This is a genomic window from Mycoplasmopsis bovigenitalium (assembly GCF_900660525.1).
Taxonomy (GTDB): Bacteria; Bacillota_I; Bacilli_A; order Mycoplasmatales; family Metamycoplasmataceae; genus Mycoplasmopsis; species Mycoplasmopsis bovigenitalium.
This window is the reverse complement of record NZ_LR214970.1, coordinates 79,384-96,413: the sequence shown is the minus strand read 5'-3', so window position 1 is coordinate 96,413 and position 17,030 is coordinate 79,384. Positions and strand designations below refer to the sequence as shown.

Below are 17,030 nucleotides of genomic sequence, written 5' to 3'. Positions count from 1 at the left end.
TTAATAGTTTTCAATACTTTCAGCTTTTTCTAAAAGATTATAATAAGTCGCTTTGTATAAGTCTTTTTTGGTTACAACAAAATTTTTACTGTTTTTCATTAATGAATCAAGATATTTTTCAAGAGGCTCAAACACAAATAATTCTTTTTTAATTAAATCTTTAATTATTTTATTTACATAGCGAAAATCAATTTTTCCACTCATCTCATTTGCATAGTAAAAAACTAAATTTATACATGGATCGGAAAAACCCGCTGTACGTGCTTCTTTAATAAGATCAACTATTTTAGTTGTTGCAATTTGTCCTTGAATTTGACTAAAGAAAACTCTTGAATCAGTTTTAAGTATAGCTTCATAAATATTTGGGAAATCAAAAGTATTTAAATCAATCTTCTCTTGAGTTGATAAAGAAAGTTCAACAGTATCTACAGGATTATTGTTTGGTTTATTAATGAAGTCTACCAATGATAAATCTTCCTCAGTGTCAAAAACATCTTCATAAGAAGCAGTTATTTCATATAAACGACCTGCTCTTCTGAAAAGTTTTTGCTGATCAATACCAATTAAACGATCATAATTTTGTTTGCCAATAATTTTCATTAATTTATTAGCTAAAATCGAATTTAATCTAATCCCTTTTTTATCAAGAGGTTTCTCAAGTGCAAACAATGTTTTACGATTTAAATCATCAATGTGTGTTTCTAATAATGAGACAGCTTCAAGCTTTATTCTTGCGTCATTTAACTCATTAATATTCATTTTTAGCATATATGTAATGCTGTCATAATCGTGAAATCCAGAACCTTGATCATCGCTTATTGCAAGATCACGTAAATATTCATATAAAACAATGGCGTTTGACCCCAAAATTGGCGCATAAAATTTACGCAAGTTTTTTAAATCTTCACTTGCAATAAATGATGTTGTTTCAATTGTGAAAAATGGATAATTTAAGTTTTTTAACATATACGCCTCGTCTAAAAAAGCAAGCCGATTTTAGCTGCTTTCTAATCCATTTTATAAAATTGATTTAACTAATTTTAAAATTTTTTGATTTTGTTCTAAACTTTCGCAGTTATTAATATAAATATCCACAATCGGCTTTAAACTAAAAAGTGATTTTTTGATTGATTTTGGATCGTTTTTTGCATCTATTAGCAGGATTGTTGACTTATCCACATTTCGTTTAACTAGATTTTTTTGCCTTTTTTTAGGGTTATTTGACAAGCACAAAACAACAGAAATCAAAGACAAAAAATCACAATATTTATTACTTAAATTAGGTAGTTCAGCTAACTCATATTTCCCATTTTTTAGAGTTGTAAAAATTTCTTGATAAACGATTTTTTCTAATCGTTCTAAATTATTAATATTTTGGCCAATTCACTCTTTAATTTTTGTTTTTGAAACACCATTTTCATCAAGCAAAAAATCACCTATTTCTTCACTGATTTTTTGACATAATTTTGAACCTAATAAATAATTTTTTGCCACATATTCGTCAGCAAAAAATATTTTTGAATTATCAATACCTAAATTTTTTAAAAAAGTAGTTTTGCCTACCCCAATTTTCCCTATCACCGCAATCATATTATTCTCCATTGAATTTTTTAAGAGCAATCATTGCACTTTTTAAATAAGCCCTTGAAATTCCGCCAGCCCCGAGTTTTATTCCGCCAAAATATCTAACAACAAATATTGCTAAATTCCTTGAGTTTGTTTTTAATAGCAAATCTCTTATTGGCTTACCCGCTGTGTGCTTAGGCTCACCATTATCATCACAACCTGCGTTTTGAATTTGATTTTCATAAAAAACATAACCATAACAAATGTGTCGAGCTTTTTTATGTTCTAATCACAATTTTGCAGCGAAATCTTTAACTTGTTCTTTGTTTTCAACTTTTATGCAAATACTGTAAAATTTTGATTTTTTCTCTTCAAAATATTCAAGTTCCATAATTTAAATTATAAATTCATTTTAGCTAAAAAAGGGGATAAAAAAAATGGGGCGAATGAAGGGATTCGAACCCTCGAATGACGGGACCACAACCCGCTGTGTTAGACCGCTTCACCACAATCGCCATTTAGCAAAAATATTATAGAGTAATTTTTTGAATAAATAAATAAAATATTGATAATTTTTTTATTTAATAAATTATAATATAAGTATTCATATTAATATTGAAAGGGGAATAAATATGATTTCAAAGAGTTCAACAAAATTCTTGATTTTCGAAAATCCTAAAAAAGATGTTCAAAAATTTACTCTTGAAGATGCTAATTTAGAAAGTAAAACAAATTTCAATAGTATTCAGCAAATTGTTGAAGAAATTAATGGAAACATAGAAAATGTTGAAGATGCTAGAATATTTATTATTCATAGCAAAAAAATAATTGGAAGTTTATCTGTTCAAAAAATGGGTGAATTGGTAAACAAATTAACATTAGATGGCATTGACCAAAAAAACCAATTGTCACACATTATTGATAATAAATTGTATGATAAAGAACATGAATTGGTGTTTGTTGACCCAAAAAAATGACGTGTAATTAACTTAATCTTGTTTGATGCTTTACTAATGTCTGTTGTTATATTATTAGTCGCTTTAATGTACACAGGATATTTACCTAAATACACAAAATAAGGTTGTAGGAGAAAAATATGAGTACAAAAAAACCTAAATTATATAGATTCTACTTATCAGAAAAATATGATGAAAATAGACAAATTTCATTTAATTTAAAAAGAGCAGGCATTAAGGCATACACAAATTTCAAAAGCTTTAAAGAGGGTATTGAAGAATTCAATGTAATTGCTCCGCAGTTAGATGGTGACTCTAGAATTTGATTCCATCAAAACGGTGCTTATAGAGGTTCTACAACTCCTGAAAAAACAGTAACAATGTTAAGCAGAGTTCAAGACCAAAAAGTTAGAGATGAAGAAGTTATTGAATTTATTAACAAGGAAGAACTTGTTGATGTAAGTCCTTCAAAAGCAAATAAAGAAAAAGTTGAAGAAGTTAAAGTTGTTGAAGAGGTTAAGGAAGCAATTGACCTAGACAAAGTCGCTAAAGAACTTAAAGTATTTGTTAATTATGCAGACCAAAAAACAGCATCGGAAGTTACTCTTGATGATGTATTATCAAGTGAAAATCAATACGAATTTGTTGCCACTGCATTGTCTTGAAACGATGACAACACAGTAACTGCAGCTTATGTAGTTCGTAATGGCGCAGAATCTTCAAAAGAACACACACGTTTAATTGATGGCTTTAAAGCAATCGAAATGAACAAACCAAAACAAATTTACACCCATTATGTAAGTCGTACCATTTGAGGCAAACCAATCATTTGATTATGATCATTTGCAGTTATTTTAGAAATCATTTGCATAATTATTCTTATTTTAAGAATGTATGTATGAGAAGGTTTCTTCTTTTAGTAGTTAATATATGGCATAAATTGCAGTTAATGCAATTTGTGTTTTAATTATTTGTAATTAAGGAGTTTGAATATGAAAACAATGCTTGATATAGTTTCAGAGTTTGCTTATGAACAATGCCAAAATAACGTATTCATTGATTTTTATGTTCTATTTGACAAAGTCGAATTAGAATTAAAAACAAAATGACAAATTGAGGCCGATGAAAAAAATAAAGAATATTCAGAAATTAGAATCAATAAATTAGGTGAATTATATAGACTACTAACAGTTGATTCAAATTTCATTAGAAACGACAAAGGTGAATGATCAATAAGACCAGGTTTCAAGGTTAAATAATATGACAAAATTAGTTAATGCTACAAACTTAATTAAAAAAGCTTACCAAGAAAAATATGCAGTTCCACATATCAACATAAACAATCTAGAGTGAGCAAAAACAACATTATTGGCGGCCGAAGAAATGCAATCTCCACTAATAATTGGTGTTAGCGAGGGAGCTATTAAATATATGGGCGGCTACAAAACTGTTGCAAATATGGTTAATGGCTTAATTGATGATTTAAATATTTCAATTCCAGTTGCACTACATTTAGACCATGGAACAAAACAAGGTTGTTACAAGGCGGTTGAAGCAGGATTCAGTTCAATTATGTTTGATGGCTCAAGTCTAGAATTTGACGAAAACTATTCAATAACAAAAGAATTGGTAAATTATTGCCAACATTTAGGCATCAGTGTGGAAGCCGAAGTTGGATCTATTGGCGGAGAAGAAGACGGTATTATAAGCGATGGCGAGTTAGCAGATCCAAAACAAGTTAAACAAATGGTTGACTTAGGTATTTCAATGCTTGCTGCTGGATTCGGAAATATTCATGGTCCTTATCCAAAATCTTGAAAATCATTGAATTTCGAACGCTTATCTGAATTGAGCCAATGTGGAATCGGTTTAGTAATGCATGGCGGTTCAGGTGTGCCAATGGACCAAGTTAAAAAGGCTATATCACTAGGTGTTGCAAAAATTAACGTAAACACAGAATTGCAACAATCATTTCACAAAGCAACAAGAGCTTTTATCCTATCCAATAAAGATCTTGAAGGCAAAAACTTTGATCCACGTAAATTATTAAAAAATGGAGTTGAAGCAATGAGACAGACCGTTATTGAAAAAATCATTGAATTTGGTTCAAAAAACAAAGCATAGCTACAAGCCATGCTTTTTTTATGCAAATAATAACAACATAAAACTAAAGAATGATATAAATGAATTACTATCAAGCCTATCAAGCAAGCCACCGTGTCCGCCTAACATTTTAGAGTAATCTTTTATACCGTTTATTCGTTTTATGTATGAAAAGTACAAGTCACCTAATATTGATATCAATGGGGTGAATAAACCAAATAATGAGTTTAAAATATGATTATTAAATAGATTAAATCCAAATCCAACAGAGAATGATGCTATTGTTCCAAGCAATACAGAACCAATAAATCCTTCTCAAGTTTTATTAGGAGAAATAACTGGCGCAAAAGGCTTTTTAATGAATTTGCGACCAAAATATTTTCCAGCTAATCAACCTGTTATATCTGTTGCAGAACTCACAATAATAACACTAAATCAATAAATTCAAGCACCTTTATAAATTATTGATATTTGAAATATTTTAATAAATATAATCAATATATAAGTGGAAGAAAGAATAACAAAAAATCTAGTTAATGAATTTACAAAAGAATTCTTTCTAATTATTGTTTCTAACAAAATGAATGATATTGACGAAATCAGTGGTAATAAAAAAATCATTGGTTCTTTTGCTAAATTTTGTGCTGCTCTTGACATTAGTTTAACTAAGTTGGTGTCGCTTGGCATGATTGAACCTTTATCAAATCACTGTAAGTTCATTGTAAGGGGAAATATAACTACTGGAGCAAAAATAATCATATAAAATGCAGACCAATATTTTGGTATTCTCATTGCGCTAAATAACTCAAAAATCATTATAAAAAACAATGTATAAACAAAAATGTACGAAAAAATACGCGCAACTAAACTAGTGTGCGAAAATATAGAAAGAGGTATGGTATTTATCAAAATATAAACAACAATTAAAATACCTGGAAGAATTCTATTTAACAATGTTTTTTTCATTATAAATATTTTAAATTATTTTATTTTAAATAAATATATATTGTTAAATATTTGTCCTAATTATTCTTTTTGAAGATTTACTTTATATTAAAAATCTAAAATTTATTAATAAAATGAAGCTACAACACTAAAATAATAAATTTTTTTCTTTTTATTTTACTTTTTCAATTGCAAAATGAATGTTTTGGAAAAAATAGTTATAAATTTAACTATTGAATTTTAATATTTTAAAAAATATTAGTATTTTAATGTTCAAAAAATGTGAGTTGATTATAATATAATTATTTATGTAGGAGATCATATGAAATTTAAAAGAATTTTGGTTAAATTATCCGGTGAAGGGTTAGCAAATAAATCAAAGAGTTTAGCTATTGATTATGTTTTAGTTGAAAAGATTGCATTGCAACTTAAAAAAATAGTTGAAAAAGGTGTTCAAGTTAGTGTTGTAATTGGCGGTGGCAACTTTTGAAGAGGTGCAAGCGCTGAAAAAAATGGTATACCAAGAAATAGAGCTGACCATATTGGAATGATTGCAACAATAATGAACGGGTTAGCACTTCAAAGTGGATTTGAAAAAGCAGGCTTAAAAGCACGTGTAAACTCATCACTAAGAATAGATGAGCGTGTTGCTGAATACTATATAAATGAAAAAACTATTAAATATCTTGAAAATGGCGAAGTTGTTATTTTTGTAGGTGGGACTGGCCGCCCTTACTTTACAACAGATACCGCGGCAACACTATATGCATCTGAAATTGGCGCTGACACAATATTTATGGGTAAAAATGGAGTGAAAGGCATATATGATTCAGATCCAAAAACTAATCCTGTAGCTAAAAAATTTGACAAAATTACATATGATGAAATTCTAGAAAGAAAATTACAGGTCATGGACCTAACTGCAACAGCAATGGCCCGTGATAATAATATTGGTTTGATTGTTTTTGATATACAAGAACCAGATGCAATATTAAGAGCTATTGAAGGCGATATCGAATTTACAGAGGTAACAAGATAATGGAATTAGAACTATATTTAATGAATTTTGACGAACAAGCAGTAAAATCAATTCATCACTACGAATTTGAATTATCAAAAATTTCAACTGGTAGAGCAAACCCACAATTAATCAAAGGTATTAAAATTGATTACTATGGAACTATGACTCCTCTTGAGGAACTTGCAAATATTTCGGTTCCTGAAGCGTCTCAATTACTAGTTAAGCCTTTTGATGTATCTTCTGTTAAGGATATTGCAAAGGCATTAATGGCTGCTAATTTAGGAATTAATCCAGTTGATGAAGGAAATCAAGTTAGATTAACTTTCCCTGCTTTAACATCTGACAGAAGAAAAGAACTTGTAAAAAGTCTTGCAAAGTTCACTGAACAAGCTAAAATTGGTGTTAGAAACGCGCGTCAAGATGTACTAAAAGCTATAAAAGCAGACGAAGAGTTGAGTGAAGATGAACAAAAAAGATATCAAGATACTATTCAAAAACAAGTTGATATCAAAATTGAATTAATAAACAAAATAACTCAAGAAAAAGAAAAAGAACTTACAACATTATAAAAAATGCGTCCGCGCATTTTTTAAATTTACAAATTCAACGGTAAAATGAATTAATAGGTCATTTTACATATTAAATTAACTAGCAACTTTATTCAAAATACCTACACACTCAATATGGTGAGTTTGACTGAACATATCGCAGGGCTGAAGAAAGTTTAACTGATATCCTTCTTGCATAAGTATTGCTATATCCCGACACATTGTCTTAACATCACAAGAAATATATCCGATTGTTTTTGGGGCTATTTCTATTATAGACTTCATAAAAACATCACTTATTCCAGACCTAGGGGGATCAACAACAATTACATCAACATTTTTGTTGATGTTTTTTATTGTTTTATTGACGTCGCCACAAATAAATTTGACATTATCGATAATATTTAATTTGGCATTTTCAACAGCATTATCCACTGCTTCTTTTATTATTTCTAATCCATACACAAACTTAGATGCTTTGGCCAGTTTTAAACTTATTGAACCTATACCAGAATATGCATCAATAACGATGCTGTTGGGTTTAAGATTTAAATTATTTAACAACAAGTTATATAAATTATTAACTTGATAATTATTAACTTGGAAAAAACTATTTCAATTGATTTTATATTGAAATTCGCCAATTTGGTCAATGATAAAAGTTGAATTATTTAAATATTTTTCGCTTGAAATTTTTGTATTGTTTTTCATGTTCTGGATAATATTCACAACACTAGTATTACTATTTATCAAATCATTAATAAATTCGTGGGGAATATCAACTAAATTAGATGAGTTAATAATTACTAATGATTGATTAGAAAAATTCGAATGTCTAACTGTTATACTTTCAATGAATTTAACTTGTTTTTTTATTAACGGATAATTATTAATATTTTTACTAATTCATTCAAAAATCAATTGAATTGGCTTTAATGCTAGATCATAATTATCTTGTTCAATGATATTATGCGTATTTTTTTCATATAATCCTAAAACTATTTTGTTATCGATAAAATTAACGAAAACAGTTAGTTTATTTCTATACTCTCAAGGGCTTGGATTCTCTAAAATATTTTTAATATCATCAAAATGAATGTTTCTTTTAAAAAGAAATTTAACGTAGTCTTGCTTAAATTTTAATTGGTCATCATAATTAAGCATCGCAATTGACGCTGAACCAGATTGCATCAATTTATCATTAGCATTAAAGTTTCTTTGTGGAGAAAATTTATGGTACTTTATAACTTTGCAAAAGGCAAATCTTGAATTTTTCTTTTTAATTTGAATATCAACTATTTCGCCAGGAAGTGCATTTTCAATAAAATAAGGAAAATTATCTTCATTACGATAAGTTCCTAGTCCTTCATATGATAAGTTTTCTATTTTAATGTTAAGTAAAATTTCATTCTGAAAATTCATAAATGAATTATATATAAAAAAGGCGTTTTACGCCCTTTAAATTATTAACATATAAGATAAGTGAAAATAAATAAGCATCACGCATAAGGCTTATTCCATTATTTTGTAAGAAAGGTGCAATATACACTTAAGCAACTAGCCTTCTAGGTCTAGTAACCGTTCACATTGGGAACGCATCAAATTAATTATATACACATTTTTTTAATTTCCAAATAAATTTTCTAATATGTTATCGTCATAAAATTTTTCATATGGAATGTAGTAATCTGGTTCAACTCCGTGTTCGGTGTAAGGTAAATCATCAATCGATTTAATCTTATTATTAGTTCCAGATGTTCAGCCAGATTGACTTGAAATATCAACATGAGTGCCGTCAGGAAGAACAGTTGGTAAAACAGCAAACATACCACCACCACTTTTTTGTCCGATTAATTTAGCATATTTAGTTGTTTTAGCACTGTGCGCAAGCACATTAGCTGCGCTAAATGTGTTTTTCCCCGCTAAAATATATCAATTGTAATTATTATATGAATCTTTGTAATTGTAAAGCCCGTCTTGGTTGGTGCCAATAGTAAAACTAATGTTTGTGTAAATTTCACTCATTCTATCTTGTATAAATAGATTTTGTGATCTATTTGTTATAAAACCAAGAACTCTTTGCAGAGCAGCACTTGAGCCGCCACCATTCAATGAAATGTCTAGTACAATATTTTTTATTTTATTATCTTTGTCCACTCGTTTTATCTCACTAATTGCATCGTTCATCAATCAATAAGAGTCATATTTAAAACGATCGCTAGAATTTATTTGTTCATGAGTTCCAACTAAAAATGAATCCAAAATAATTCTTGCTGTATCTTTGTAAAAATGAGTTATTTTATTTAATTTATTTTTCTCTCTTCTTAATTTAACTAGTTTTGAATAAATACTTCTAAATTCATCCCTGCGTTTAGATAAATAAATTCCATCATTAATTTGAAATCTGCTACTTTCCGCAGCATATGATTTTGAAATTATTCTTGAGTGTAAATCATCAAAATATTTGTATCAAATTTGGTAATAAGATTTTTCATGTTCGCTAACTTGATTTTTTAATATTTGTTCATTTAAACTATGTTTTTTTAGTAATTCTTTGAAATTTTTAACCCCATTTTCCTTGTAAATTTGATTCGAAAGTCCGTGAAAATGATCGAAAAGTAGGGCTAAAAAATTTAAATTCGTGCTTCGTTGTTTGCTGTTTTGTATATTTGATTTATCTTTATAAAAGTCAATTACATATTCGTTATTTGAAAAATTAATATCATGGGTAGCATCATAATTACTTACCATTAATTTTTCCCCATTAAATTGTAAATTAAAGTAATTTGGCGAACAAAATAATAAATTAAACACAGAAACTGGCAAATAAAGATTAACACCAGAAACATAAAAATTAAATCCATATTCAGCTAAATTAATATTTTTGAAATCACTCTTATTTAACTTAAATGATGTATATTGTTCATTAATGTATTTGTTGTAATCCCTATTAATTGTTGTTTTTATAAAGGAAAAATCATTGAAATTTTTGAATGAAATAGTTGAATCTTTTTCATTAAAGTAAACATTTGCACCATTGTTGCTTAACACAAATTTATTGTTAATATTATTTGCATTCACTCCATTTAATCGAAAAAAATTATTCATTTTTTTGAACACTTCTATAGCATTAATATAGTAATCTTCGCTTTCTTTATGTTGATATACCCTTATTTCACTTGGTTCTTGTAAAAATCCATTAGAAACATTAACTAACTCTGCATTTTTGTATAGATTTAGTTGTTTTGGTGTTTCGGAATCTTTAATATTTTGAATATTAGAATCATAAAATTTGTTTTTTAAAATATTAAGCAAAAAAGGAGCAGCTACGATTGGACTCATAGCTATTACACAAGCTGCAACTGTTAGCGGTATTCAAATTCTTTTTTTAACCATTATTTTCCTTTTTAATTAGATAATTCAATATATCGTGTTTTGTAAAGTTTTTGTAATCAACATAAAAATCGGGCTCAATTCCTTGATCTGTAAATGGTAGGTCTTCTGATGTGCGTACTTCTCTATTGGGCTTTCCGGTTCAAGCTAGAGTACTTGAAATATCAACATTTGTTCCGTCAGGAAGAATTGTTGGCAAAACAGAAAACATTCCACCACCTGTTTTTTGGCCAATGACAGTGGCAATGTTTTCTTGTTTTACAACGTGTGCAAATAAATTGGCGGCACTGAAGGTGTTAACCCCGACCAAAACATATCATTTGTACTCTGAAAAACCATCTTTTTCATTGTACAATTTATCATTATTTGTATCAACATTGTAGTTTAGGTAAGTATATTCACTGCTTAATTTGTCATGAATGATTAATGATATATCTTTATTATTTATAAATCCAAGTGTTTTTTGAAGCTCCAAGGATGAACCTCCACCATTTAAAGATAAATCTAAAATAATATTTTTAACTTGGTTATTTGGATCATCTTCTTTAATGCGGTCCATAGCTGCCTTCATTCTCGCGAATGAATTGTATTTTCATTTTTCAATATTACTTCCAGACAATGCAGCTATATCTTCAAAATTATCCAAAACAATTCTAGCTGTGTCTTTGTAAACGTGCGTTATTTTATTAATTAAATTATGGTTGTGGTTTTCTGGATTTTTTGCTTCAAATCGAGCAACCATTAGTTTTTGTCTATTATCAAGCATTTCTTTGTTTTTCTGTGAAATGTTCTGCGACCTGTGAACGTCTCAATATTTTCAATCGTATGATTTACTAATAATTCTAGAGTGAGGGTCATTTAAAATGTTATTTCAAAGTTCATCGTATGCAGAAACATATTCTGATTTAGAGGTTGATAATAATCGATTTTTAAGGTTATATGATTCAACTAAACCATAAAAATTTTTCACTTGTTTAGATTTATATAAATTTTGGGCTAATCCAAAATAATTATCAAATAAAAAGGCTAAATAATTTAAATTATTAATTCTAGAATATTTTAATTCTAATGAGTTATTGTAATATGCATCCATTGTATTTAAAAAATCTGGATCAAGACGGTGACGACCGGCTATAACCTGTCTAGAAGTTTGATAATTTAGACCAATAAAACTTTTTCCGTTAAATTGTATGTTGTAGTATTGATTTGAAATAAACATTAAGTTGAAAGCTCAAAATGGTAAATAAATTTGTTGATTGTCAATAATAATTTCCATTTGGTAGTCACCAAGTTTTAACTTATTATGGGTATTATATTTATTTTTTGTTCGCAAAAATTTTGTTTCATTATAGCGAATATCATTGTATTTAAATCATTGAAAATTTGACGGATTTAATTTAAAAGCACTTGAAGAAGTAAAAATAATTTCGTTTGTATCTTCATCAAACTTGAACAATTCATTGTTATTGCCTAAATCAATATCAGCAATTTTTTTGGTGATACTATTCTTTTTATATTGAATTTTATTTCCATTGAACAAAAAGCCTATTTTTTCAATAACTTCATTTAAATTAATATAAACATCATTGGTTTTTTTGTGAATATATGTTTTAAATGTTGTTTTTTGGTCTTCAATATTAGTGTCTGAATTTATATTATAAAATGGTTTATCACCAATAAAATTTAATGTGTTTTCTATTGTTTTATCAATTGGCGGAATAGATTTTTTGGGTGGATTTTGTATTGGGGTTATTGGGATTGTTTTTTTAGGCGATGTGCCTGGATTGCTAACCTCGTGATTTGGTGTGTTTTTGTTATCTTTATTTAGATTTTTGAAGTTGTTAATTTTGTTTGAGATGTTGGTTACACAAGAACTGCTTAGAAGTGTTGTAGGCAAAATTAACGAAATGACAGAAGCAATGAATGATTTTATTTTTTTTGACATTATTCCTCTAATATTTAGTATGTTATTTCATGATTTTTATAAATTAATGGCGATATTATTTGATAAGTAAAGAAAATTATAAACATATTTCCTCAAATTTTAACAGGGCTTGTAACTATGTGTTGAAACATGTAAACAAATATCGAACCTACATGTTTACCATTTTCAAGGCTATTTTGTTCAGCTAAAGCTAAAATTGGTACATTAAATGTCTCTAACACTGCTGAAAAAACAACAATTGGCACAATAACTAAATAAAGTTGTCTTCTCAACTTAAAGCGAGCAGCAATAATGAATAACATCATTAAAACATAACCAGAAAGCATTATTGCAAGCAATAATCAACGATTTGGAATAACACCTCTTTGAATGACTGCTTCATCAACATGGAAACCAATATAACTTACAACAGCAACAATAATGAATAATATTATTAACAAGCATACAATCATATTGATATTTAATAGATTTCTTTTTGATGTTTTGTGTAATTTACTACCAAATCTATAATTATTTAGAAGGATTATTTTATCTTCAATTTTTTGAATGATTTTTTCGTTTTCAATGGGATTTAAGCGCAATTTGTCAAGTTTTTTAAATAATTTATATATTTTTTCAGCATAAACACCATCAGTGAATTTGCCCCCATAGCTGAAGCGAATAAGTCTAAAAAATAATCAACTTATTATGCCTGGAATTACCCCATCCAGAACAGCGGCTAAAATAAAGAACTTATCAAAGTATGTTGGAACTAAAGCATAAGAAATAAGTTCAGAAACCAAACCAACAAACCCACCAACAACTGGGCCAAATATAAATCCTGCAATTTTAATTGGCAAACCAATAATGCTAATTTTGTATGAAGGTAAAGACAAAAAAGGCATTAGTTGCACAACAACCAAAAAGAAAGACACTGAAATAGCAATCAACATACCAATAAAAGTGATACGCCTAATTGACCATCTCGAAAACATTTTAAAATCTTTATCAGTTTTGACTGGATTCATAATTTTCCTTTACGTAAATTATACACATCGCATTATTTAATTATAAAATTAATATTAAATTATAGAATAAATTTAAGGTGTTTTAATGTTAAAATTATTGATATAAAAAGGAGACATAAGATGCTAATTAAAAAAATAAATACTAAAAGATCAAATGAAGTCTTATTGCAAGCTACTTTTAAAGGGGAAGCAACAAAAACTCATTTGGTTGAAAAAAATAATGCAATTACAGAATATTTATCTGAAAATCTTGCCCTAGTTTATTTAGGCGAAAAAGATAAGTTAACTTTCGAATCATTGGTTAAATTTTTTGGATCACTTTCAATTAATTTAGCTCGTAATTACCAATTCGATGTTAAATCATTTACAACTGAAAACTTAAATGAAGCAAGAGTTTTACAAGCCTACATTCGTGGAGTTTCATTCGAAAAAGCTGAATTATTTAATCTAAAAGAGAAAAAACAAAAAACAGAATTTGAGCTTGAACCATTCCTTGTTGAAATTGACCAAAATACTGAAAAATCAATTGAAAAAGAATTAATTTTATCTGAAGCTACTAACTATGCAAGAAACTTACAAGTTACCCCACCTAACATTTTAAACTCAGAAGCACTTGCTAAAACTATTGCCGAAGATTTCAAACAATATTCAAACCTTAAAGTAACAGTTCTAAACAAAAAAGAAATTGAAAAACTTGAAATGGGTCTATTACTATCTGTAAATAGAGGTTCAATGTATGAAGCTAGAGTTGTTGTTATTGAATACAATGGCGATCCAGAATCAAAAGAAAAAACCGTGTTAGTTGGTAAGGGTATTACTTTTGACTCAGGTGGTTATTCTCTTAAACCTTCTCGTTCAATGTTGGGTATGAAATTTGACATGTCAGGGTCAGTTATTGTTGCTTCAACACTAAAAGCTATTGCACAATTAAAACCTAAGAAAAACTTTGCGGCTGTAATGTGCATTACAGATAACAGAGTTAATGGCGATGCATCATTACCAGATTCAGTTTGAAAATCAATGAATGGTAAAACAGTTGAAATCAACAACACTGATGCTGAAGGTAGACTAGTATTAGCGGATGGTATAACATACGCTGTTCGTAATCTAAAAGCAACAAGAGTCGTTGACGTTGCCACTTTAACTGGAGCAATCGTTGTTGCATTAGGCCACACTTACTCAGGTGTTTGAGCAACAAGTGAAAATGCTTGAGAGCAATTAAGTAAAGCGGCACAAAATGCAAATGAACTTGTTTGAAGAATGCCATTTGATGAAGCATTTGGTTCAAACATCAAAAAATCACAAGTTGCAGATCTAAAAAACACTGATTTATCAGGAAATGCCGGTTCTTGTTCTGCTGCAATGTTTTTAAAAGAATTTACAGAAGATGTTGAATTCATTCACATTGATATAGCTGGAACAGCGGAAATTAATGAAATTCCATATGGTCCAATGGTTAAAACATTAACTGAACTATCATTAATTTAAACAAAAAAATAAGCCCAAGCTGGTTTATTTTTTGTTCTAAAAGCCTTTGTCAAACAATTTGGTTGTTTTTTCGCCATTTTCAAATCCATTTGGATAAATTATTCGTAGATTTTCTCTAAATGAATTAGATTGGTGCGCAAATTTTGATTTATCAGTGCCATCAATTAAATTATAAGCATATAGTGTATCACCAGTAACTCCATTAATATCACTTGATTGAATAAATGGTGCGAAACCACCAGTTTGCAATAGGTCACCAGAATTAACATTTGCTCTAACTGAGTCATAAATACCAATCATTTGACCAAATTCATTGTAAACTAAAGAACCTGAAGCACCATAATATAGTGAAGAAAAATTAATATTGTGGTGATATCCATATCATTGAGCCATTAATTTTCTTCAAGTATTGCCGTATATTCCTAAATTATTACCGAATTCTAATTTACTTTCATGATTATCGGCAGGTAATGCAAAAGTTTTTGCATTCACTGGGCTACGATGATATGAAGTTATATTTTCTGAATTTCTTTCGATTGGATTATTAATAACTCACATTCCATGTTTATGACCAAATGGATATCCGCCAATAAAAATGTTTTCAATATTGTATAAATTATTCTCATTTTTTTCATTTTTAGCAGCAGAAACATAATCTGTTGTAAGCATGTATTTGGAAATTTGTTTATTTTGATTAGGTAAAATATCTGTTTTTTCCAATCTATCAACGTAGTTGTCAAGACCTTTTACTGCATTATTAACTCATTCTTTCAATTCTTCAGGAGCGGAAGTTAAATCTACATCGACCTCAAATACTGCAAAATCAACCATTACTCCAATGTGTTTGTCACCTTTAAAATATGCATCAAACATTGGTTTTTTATAATCTTCATCAATCATGTTGCTATTGTTTAGGTTTTTGTATCATTCTTCAGAACTTTTTTGTAATTCTGCTTGATATTTTTGCATTGATTCCTTTTTCATAAAATCATACGCGGCAAATACAATTTTTGGTTCAGAAATAGCACTTGATTGCACTGTGTCAGTAACACCTTCCCCTTTATCATAATTTACCAATTCATTCGAATTTGTGTAGTATTTGGCAATTCATTGGTTTTTATTTGCTTCTTCATTTGCGGTGTTATTTGGCAATGCCGAAAATTGTGTTGGTTTGGTTTTTGCTTTTCCTAAAGCTACTGCAACAACTTTATCTTTAACAGGGTCTTCATAATTTAATTTCTTATTTAATTCATCAGAAAGAGAATTACTAAAATTACCTATAACGTGTAAGTTTGTTGCAATAAATAATTTGTATTTATGGGGATTACTTTTGTATTTGTGATAATCCAGTAATCAACCAGTACCTTTGTCATTTGAAATAAGGCTTCCATTTGCTTGTTTTGTGGCAAATTTCAAAGCAAAAGTCCTATCAAATATTTCGTTGTATAGAACATTCGAGTCTACTTTTTTAAATTTGTTTGCATATTCTGGATAAGTGTGTTTTGAGCTATTATCAATTTTAGGAAAAGTAGGTGGCCATACAGGCAATTCAGGCTTGTCAGTTGGAAGGGTTGGAATATTATCATATCCTTCTTTTGGTGGGGTAGGTGGGGTTTGTGAACTATTGTCATTGCCTTTATCAGGGTTAGTTTGGTCTCCTAATTCCGGTTTTAAATCATTAATAGTTTTAATTTTTTGATTTACAGTTGCAATAAAAACAGTTAAATCACTAAAAATACGAGTTAATTCTTGAACGGTTAGGTCTTTTAATGATTTGTTGTTGTGTTTTGCTAATTCAACCTTGATTTGTGCATTTACTTCTGAATATTTTGGTTCGTCAGTTTGTTTATCAAGTGTATTTAGTTCGTTGATTTTTGCGTCAATTTTAATTGAAAGTTCTTGCTTTTTGACTTCATCATTATTTTTGCCTTTTTGAACACAAGATACAATTGAAAAAGGCAAAAATGATGTCAATAAAATTAATGAAAATAATAGTTTTTTGTTTGATTTCATAATTATCTCCGGATAATAAAATATTCACGCAAAGTGAATATTAAT

The 17,030-nt window shown here is 28.7% G+C and carries 16 protein-coding genes and 1 tRNA gene; 7 read left to right on the top strand and 10 right to left on the bottom strand.

Annotation, left to right across the window (positions count from 1 at the left end):
• From EXC34_RS00445 to EXC34_RS00430, 4 genes are all read right to left on the bottom strand, one after another.
• Nucleotides 1–966 (bottom strand): DnaD domain protein, encoded by a 966-nt coding sequence (locus EXC34_RS00445; RefSeq protein ID WP_129687447.1) that lies wholly within the window; start codon nt 964–966, stop codon nt 1–3.
• Nucleotides 967–1,017: 51 nt separating this feature from the next.
• Nucleotides 1,018–1,590, bottom strand: a complete 573-nt coding sequence (locus EXC34_RS00440) for a nucleoside/nucleotide kinase family protein (RefSeq protein WP_129687446.1) — start codon at nt 1,588–1,590, stop codon at nt 1,018–1,020.
• Between the two features lies 1 nt (nt 1,591).
• Nucleotides 1,592–1,957: a YigZ family protein gene (locus EXC34_RS00435; RefSeq protein WP_129687445.1), complete on the bottom strand. Its 366-nt coding sequence runs from the start codon at nt 1,955–1,957 to the stop codon at nt 1,592–1,594.
• 47 nt (nt 1,958–2,004) lie between these two features.
• Nucleotides 2,005–2,081: transfer RNA gene (locus tag EXC34_RS00430), tRNA-His, on the bottom strand.
• 117 nt (nt 2,082–2,198) lie between these two features.
• Here EXC34_RS00430 and EXC34_RS00425 point away from each other — a divergent pair.
• The 4 genes from EXC34_RS00425 to fba all read left to right on the top strand — a co-directional run bounded on the left by EXC34_RS00425 (nt 2,199) and on the right by fba (nt 4,646).
• Entirely contained in the window at nt 2,199–2,645 is a 447-nt protein-coding gene (locus tag EXC34_RS00425) for a hypothetical protein (protein ID WP_129687444.1), read from the top strand.
• A 17-nt stretch (nt 2,646–2,662) separates the two neighbouring features.
• On the top strand, nt 2,663–3,442 hold the full coding sequence (locus EXC34_RS00420) for a hypothetical protein (RefSeq protein ID WP_129687443.1): 780 nt from the start codon (nt 2,663–2,665) through the stop codon (nt 3,440–3,442).
• A gap of 72 nt (nt 3,443–3,514) precedes the next feature.
• Complete coding sequence (gene rpoE, locus EXC34_RS00415) at nt 3,515–3,781, top strand: DNA-directed RNA polymerase subunit delta (protein WP_004420616.1); 267 nt, start codon at nt 3,515–3,517, stop codon at nt 3,779–3,781.
• Between the two features lies 1 nt (nt 3,782).
• On the top strand, nt 3,783–4,646 hold the full coding sequence (gene fba / locus EXC34_RS00410) for a class II fructose-1,6-bisphosphate aldolase (protein WP_129687442.1): 864 nt from the start codon (nt 3,783–3,785) through the stop codon (nt 4,644–4,646).
• A gap of 18 nt (nt 4,647–4,664) precedes the next feature.
• Here fba and EXC34_RS00405 read toward each other — a convergent pair whose 3' ends face one another.
• A complete protein-coding gene (locus tag EXC34_RS00405; RefSeq protein ID WP_129687441.1) occupies nt 4,665–5,591 on the bottom strand; it encodes a phosphatidate cytidylyltransferase in 927 nt (308 codons plus the stop codon).
• Between the two features lie 301 nt (nt 5,592–5,892).
• Between EXC34_RS00405 and pyrH the strand changes: the two genes are divergently transcribed.
• Together pyrH and frr are read left to right on the top strand one after the other, a co-directional pair.
• Nucleotides 5,893–6,609, top strand: a complete 717-nt coding sequence (pyrH, locus tag EXC34_RS00400) for a UMP kinase (RefSeq protein WP_096386311.1) — start codon at nt 5,893–5,895, stop codon at nt 6,607–6,609.
• On the top strand, nt 6,609–7,160 hold the full coding sequence (gene frr / locus EXC34_RS00395) for a ribosome recycling factor (protein ID WP_129687440.1): 552 nt from the start codon (nt 6,609–6,611) through the stop codon (nt 7,158–7,160). Before pyrH ends, frr begins: the two co-directional genes overlap by 1 nt.
• 75 nt (nt 7,161–7,235) lie before the next feature.
• Here the strand turns inward: frr and rlmD are convergent, their stop codons facing one another.
• The 4 genes from rlmD to EXC34_RS00375 form a co-directional block, all read right to left on the bottom strand.
• Complete coding sequence (gene rlmD, locus EXC34_RS00390; RefSeq protein ID WP_129687439.1) at nt 7,236–8,561, bottom strand: 23S rRNA (uracil(1939)-C(5))-methyltransferase RlmD; 1,326 nt, start codon at nt 8,559–8,561, stop codon at nt 7,236–7,238.
• Nucleotides 8,562–8,762: 201 nt separating this feature from the next.
• Nucleotides 8,763–10,535 (bottom strand): S41 family peptidase, encoded by a 1,773-nt coding sequence (locus tag EXC34_RS00385; RefSeq protein WP_129687438.1) that lies wholly within the window; start codon nt 10,533–10,535, stop codon nt 8,763–8,765.
• The gene (locus EXC34_RS00380) at nt 10,528–12,477 is read right to left on the bottom strand and encodes a S41 family peptidase (protein ID WP_129687437.1); all 1,950 of its coding nucleotides are present in this window, start codon (nt 12,475–12,477) and stop codon (nt 10,528–10,530) included. Before EXC34_RS00380 ends, EXC34_RS00385 begins: the two co-directional genes overlap by 8 nt.
• Before the next feature lie 14 nt (nt 12,478–12,491).
• Complete coding sequence (locus tag EXC34_RS00375) at nt 12,492–13,484, bottom strand: ECF transporter S component (RefSeq protein WP_129687436.1); 993 nt, start codon at nt 13,482–13,484, stop codon at nt 12,492–12,494.
• 120 nt (nt 13,485–13,604) lie between these two features.
• Here EXC34_RS00375 and EXC34_RS00370 point away from each other — a divergent pair, with 120 nt between their 5' ends.
• Nucleotides 13,605–14,972, top strand: coding sequence for a M17 family metallopeptidase (locus tag EXC34_RS00370; protein ID WP_129687435.1), 1,368 nt, complete (start codon nt 13,605–13,607; stop codon nt 14,970–14,972).
• 36 nt (nt 14,973–15,008) lie between these two features.
• Here EXC34_RS00370 and EXC34_RS00365 read toward each other — a convergent pair whose 3' ends face one another.
• The gene (locus tag EXC34_RS00365; protein WP_129687434.1) at nt 15,009–16,985 is read right to left on the bottom strand and encodes an MIP family Ig-specific serine endopeptidase; all 1,977 of its coding nucleotides are present in this window, start codon (nt 16,983–16,985) and stop codon (nt 15,009–15,011) included.
• Nucleotides 16,986–17,030 lie beyond the last annotated feature (45 nt).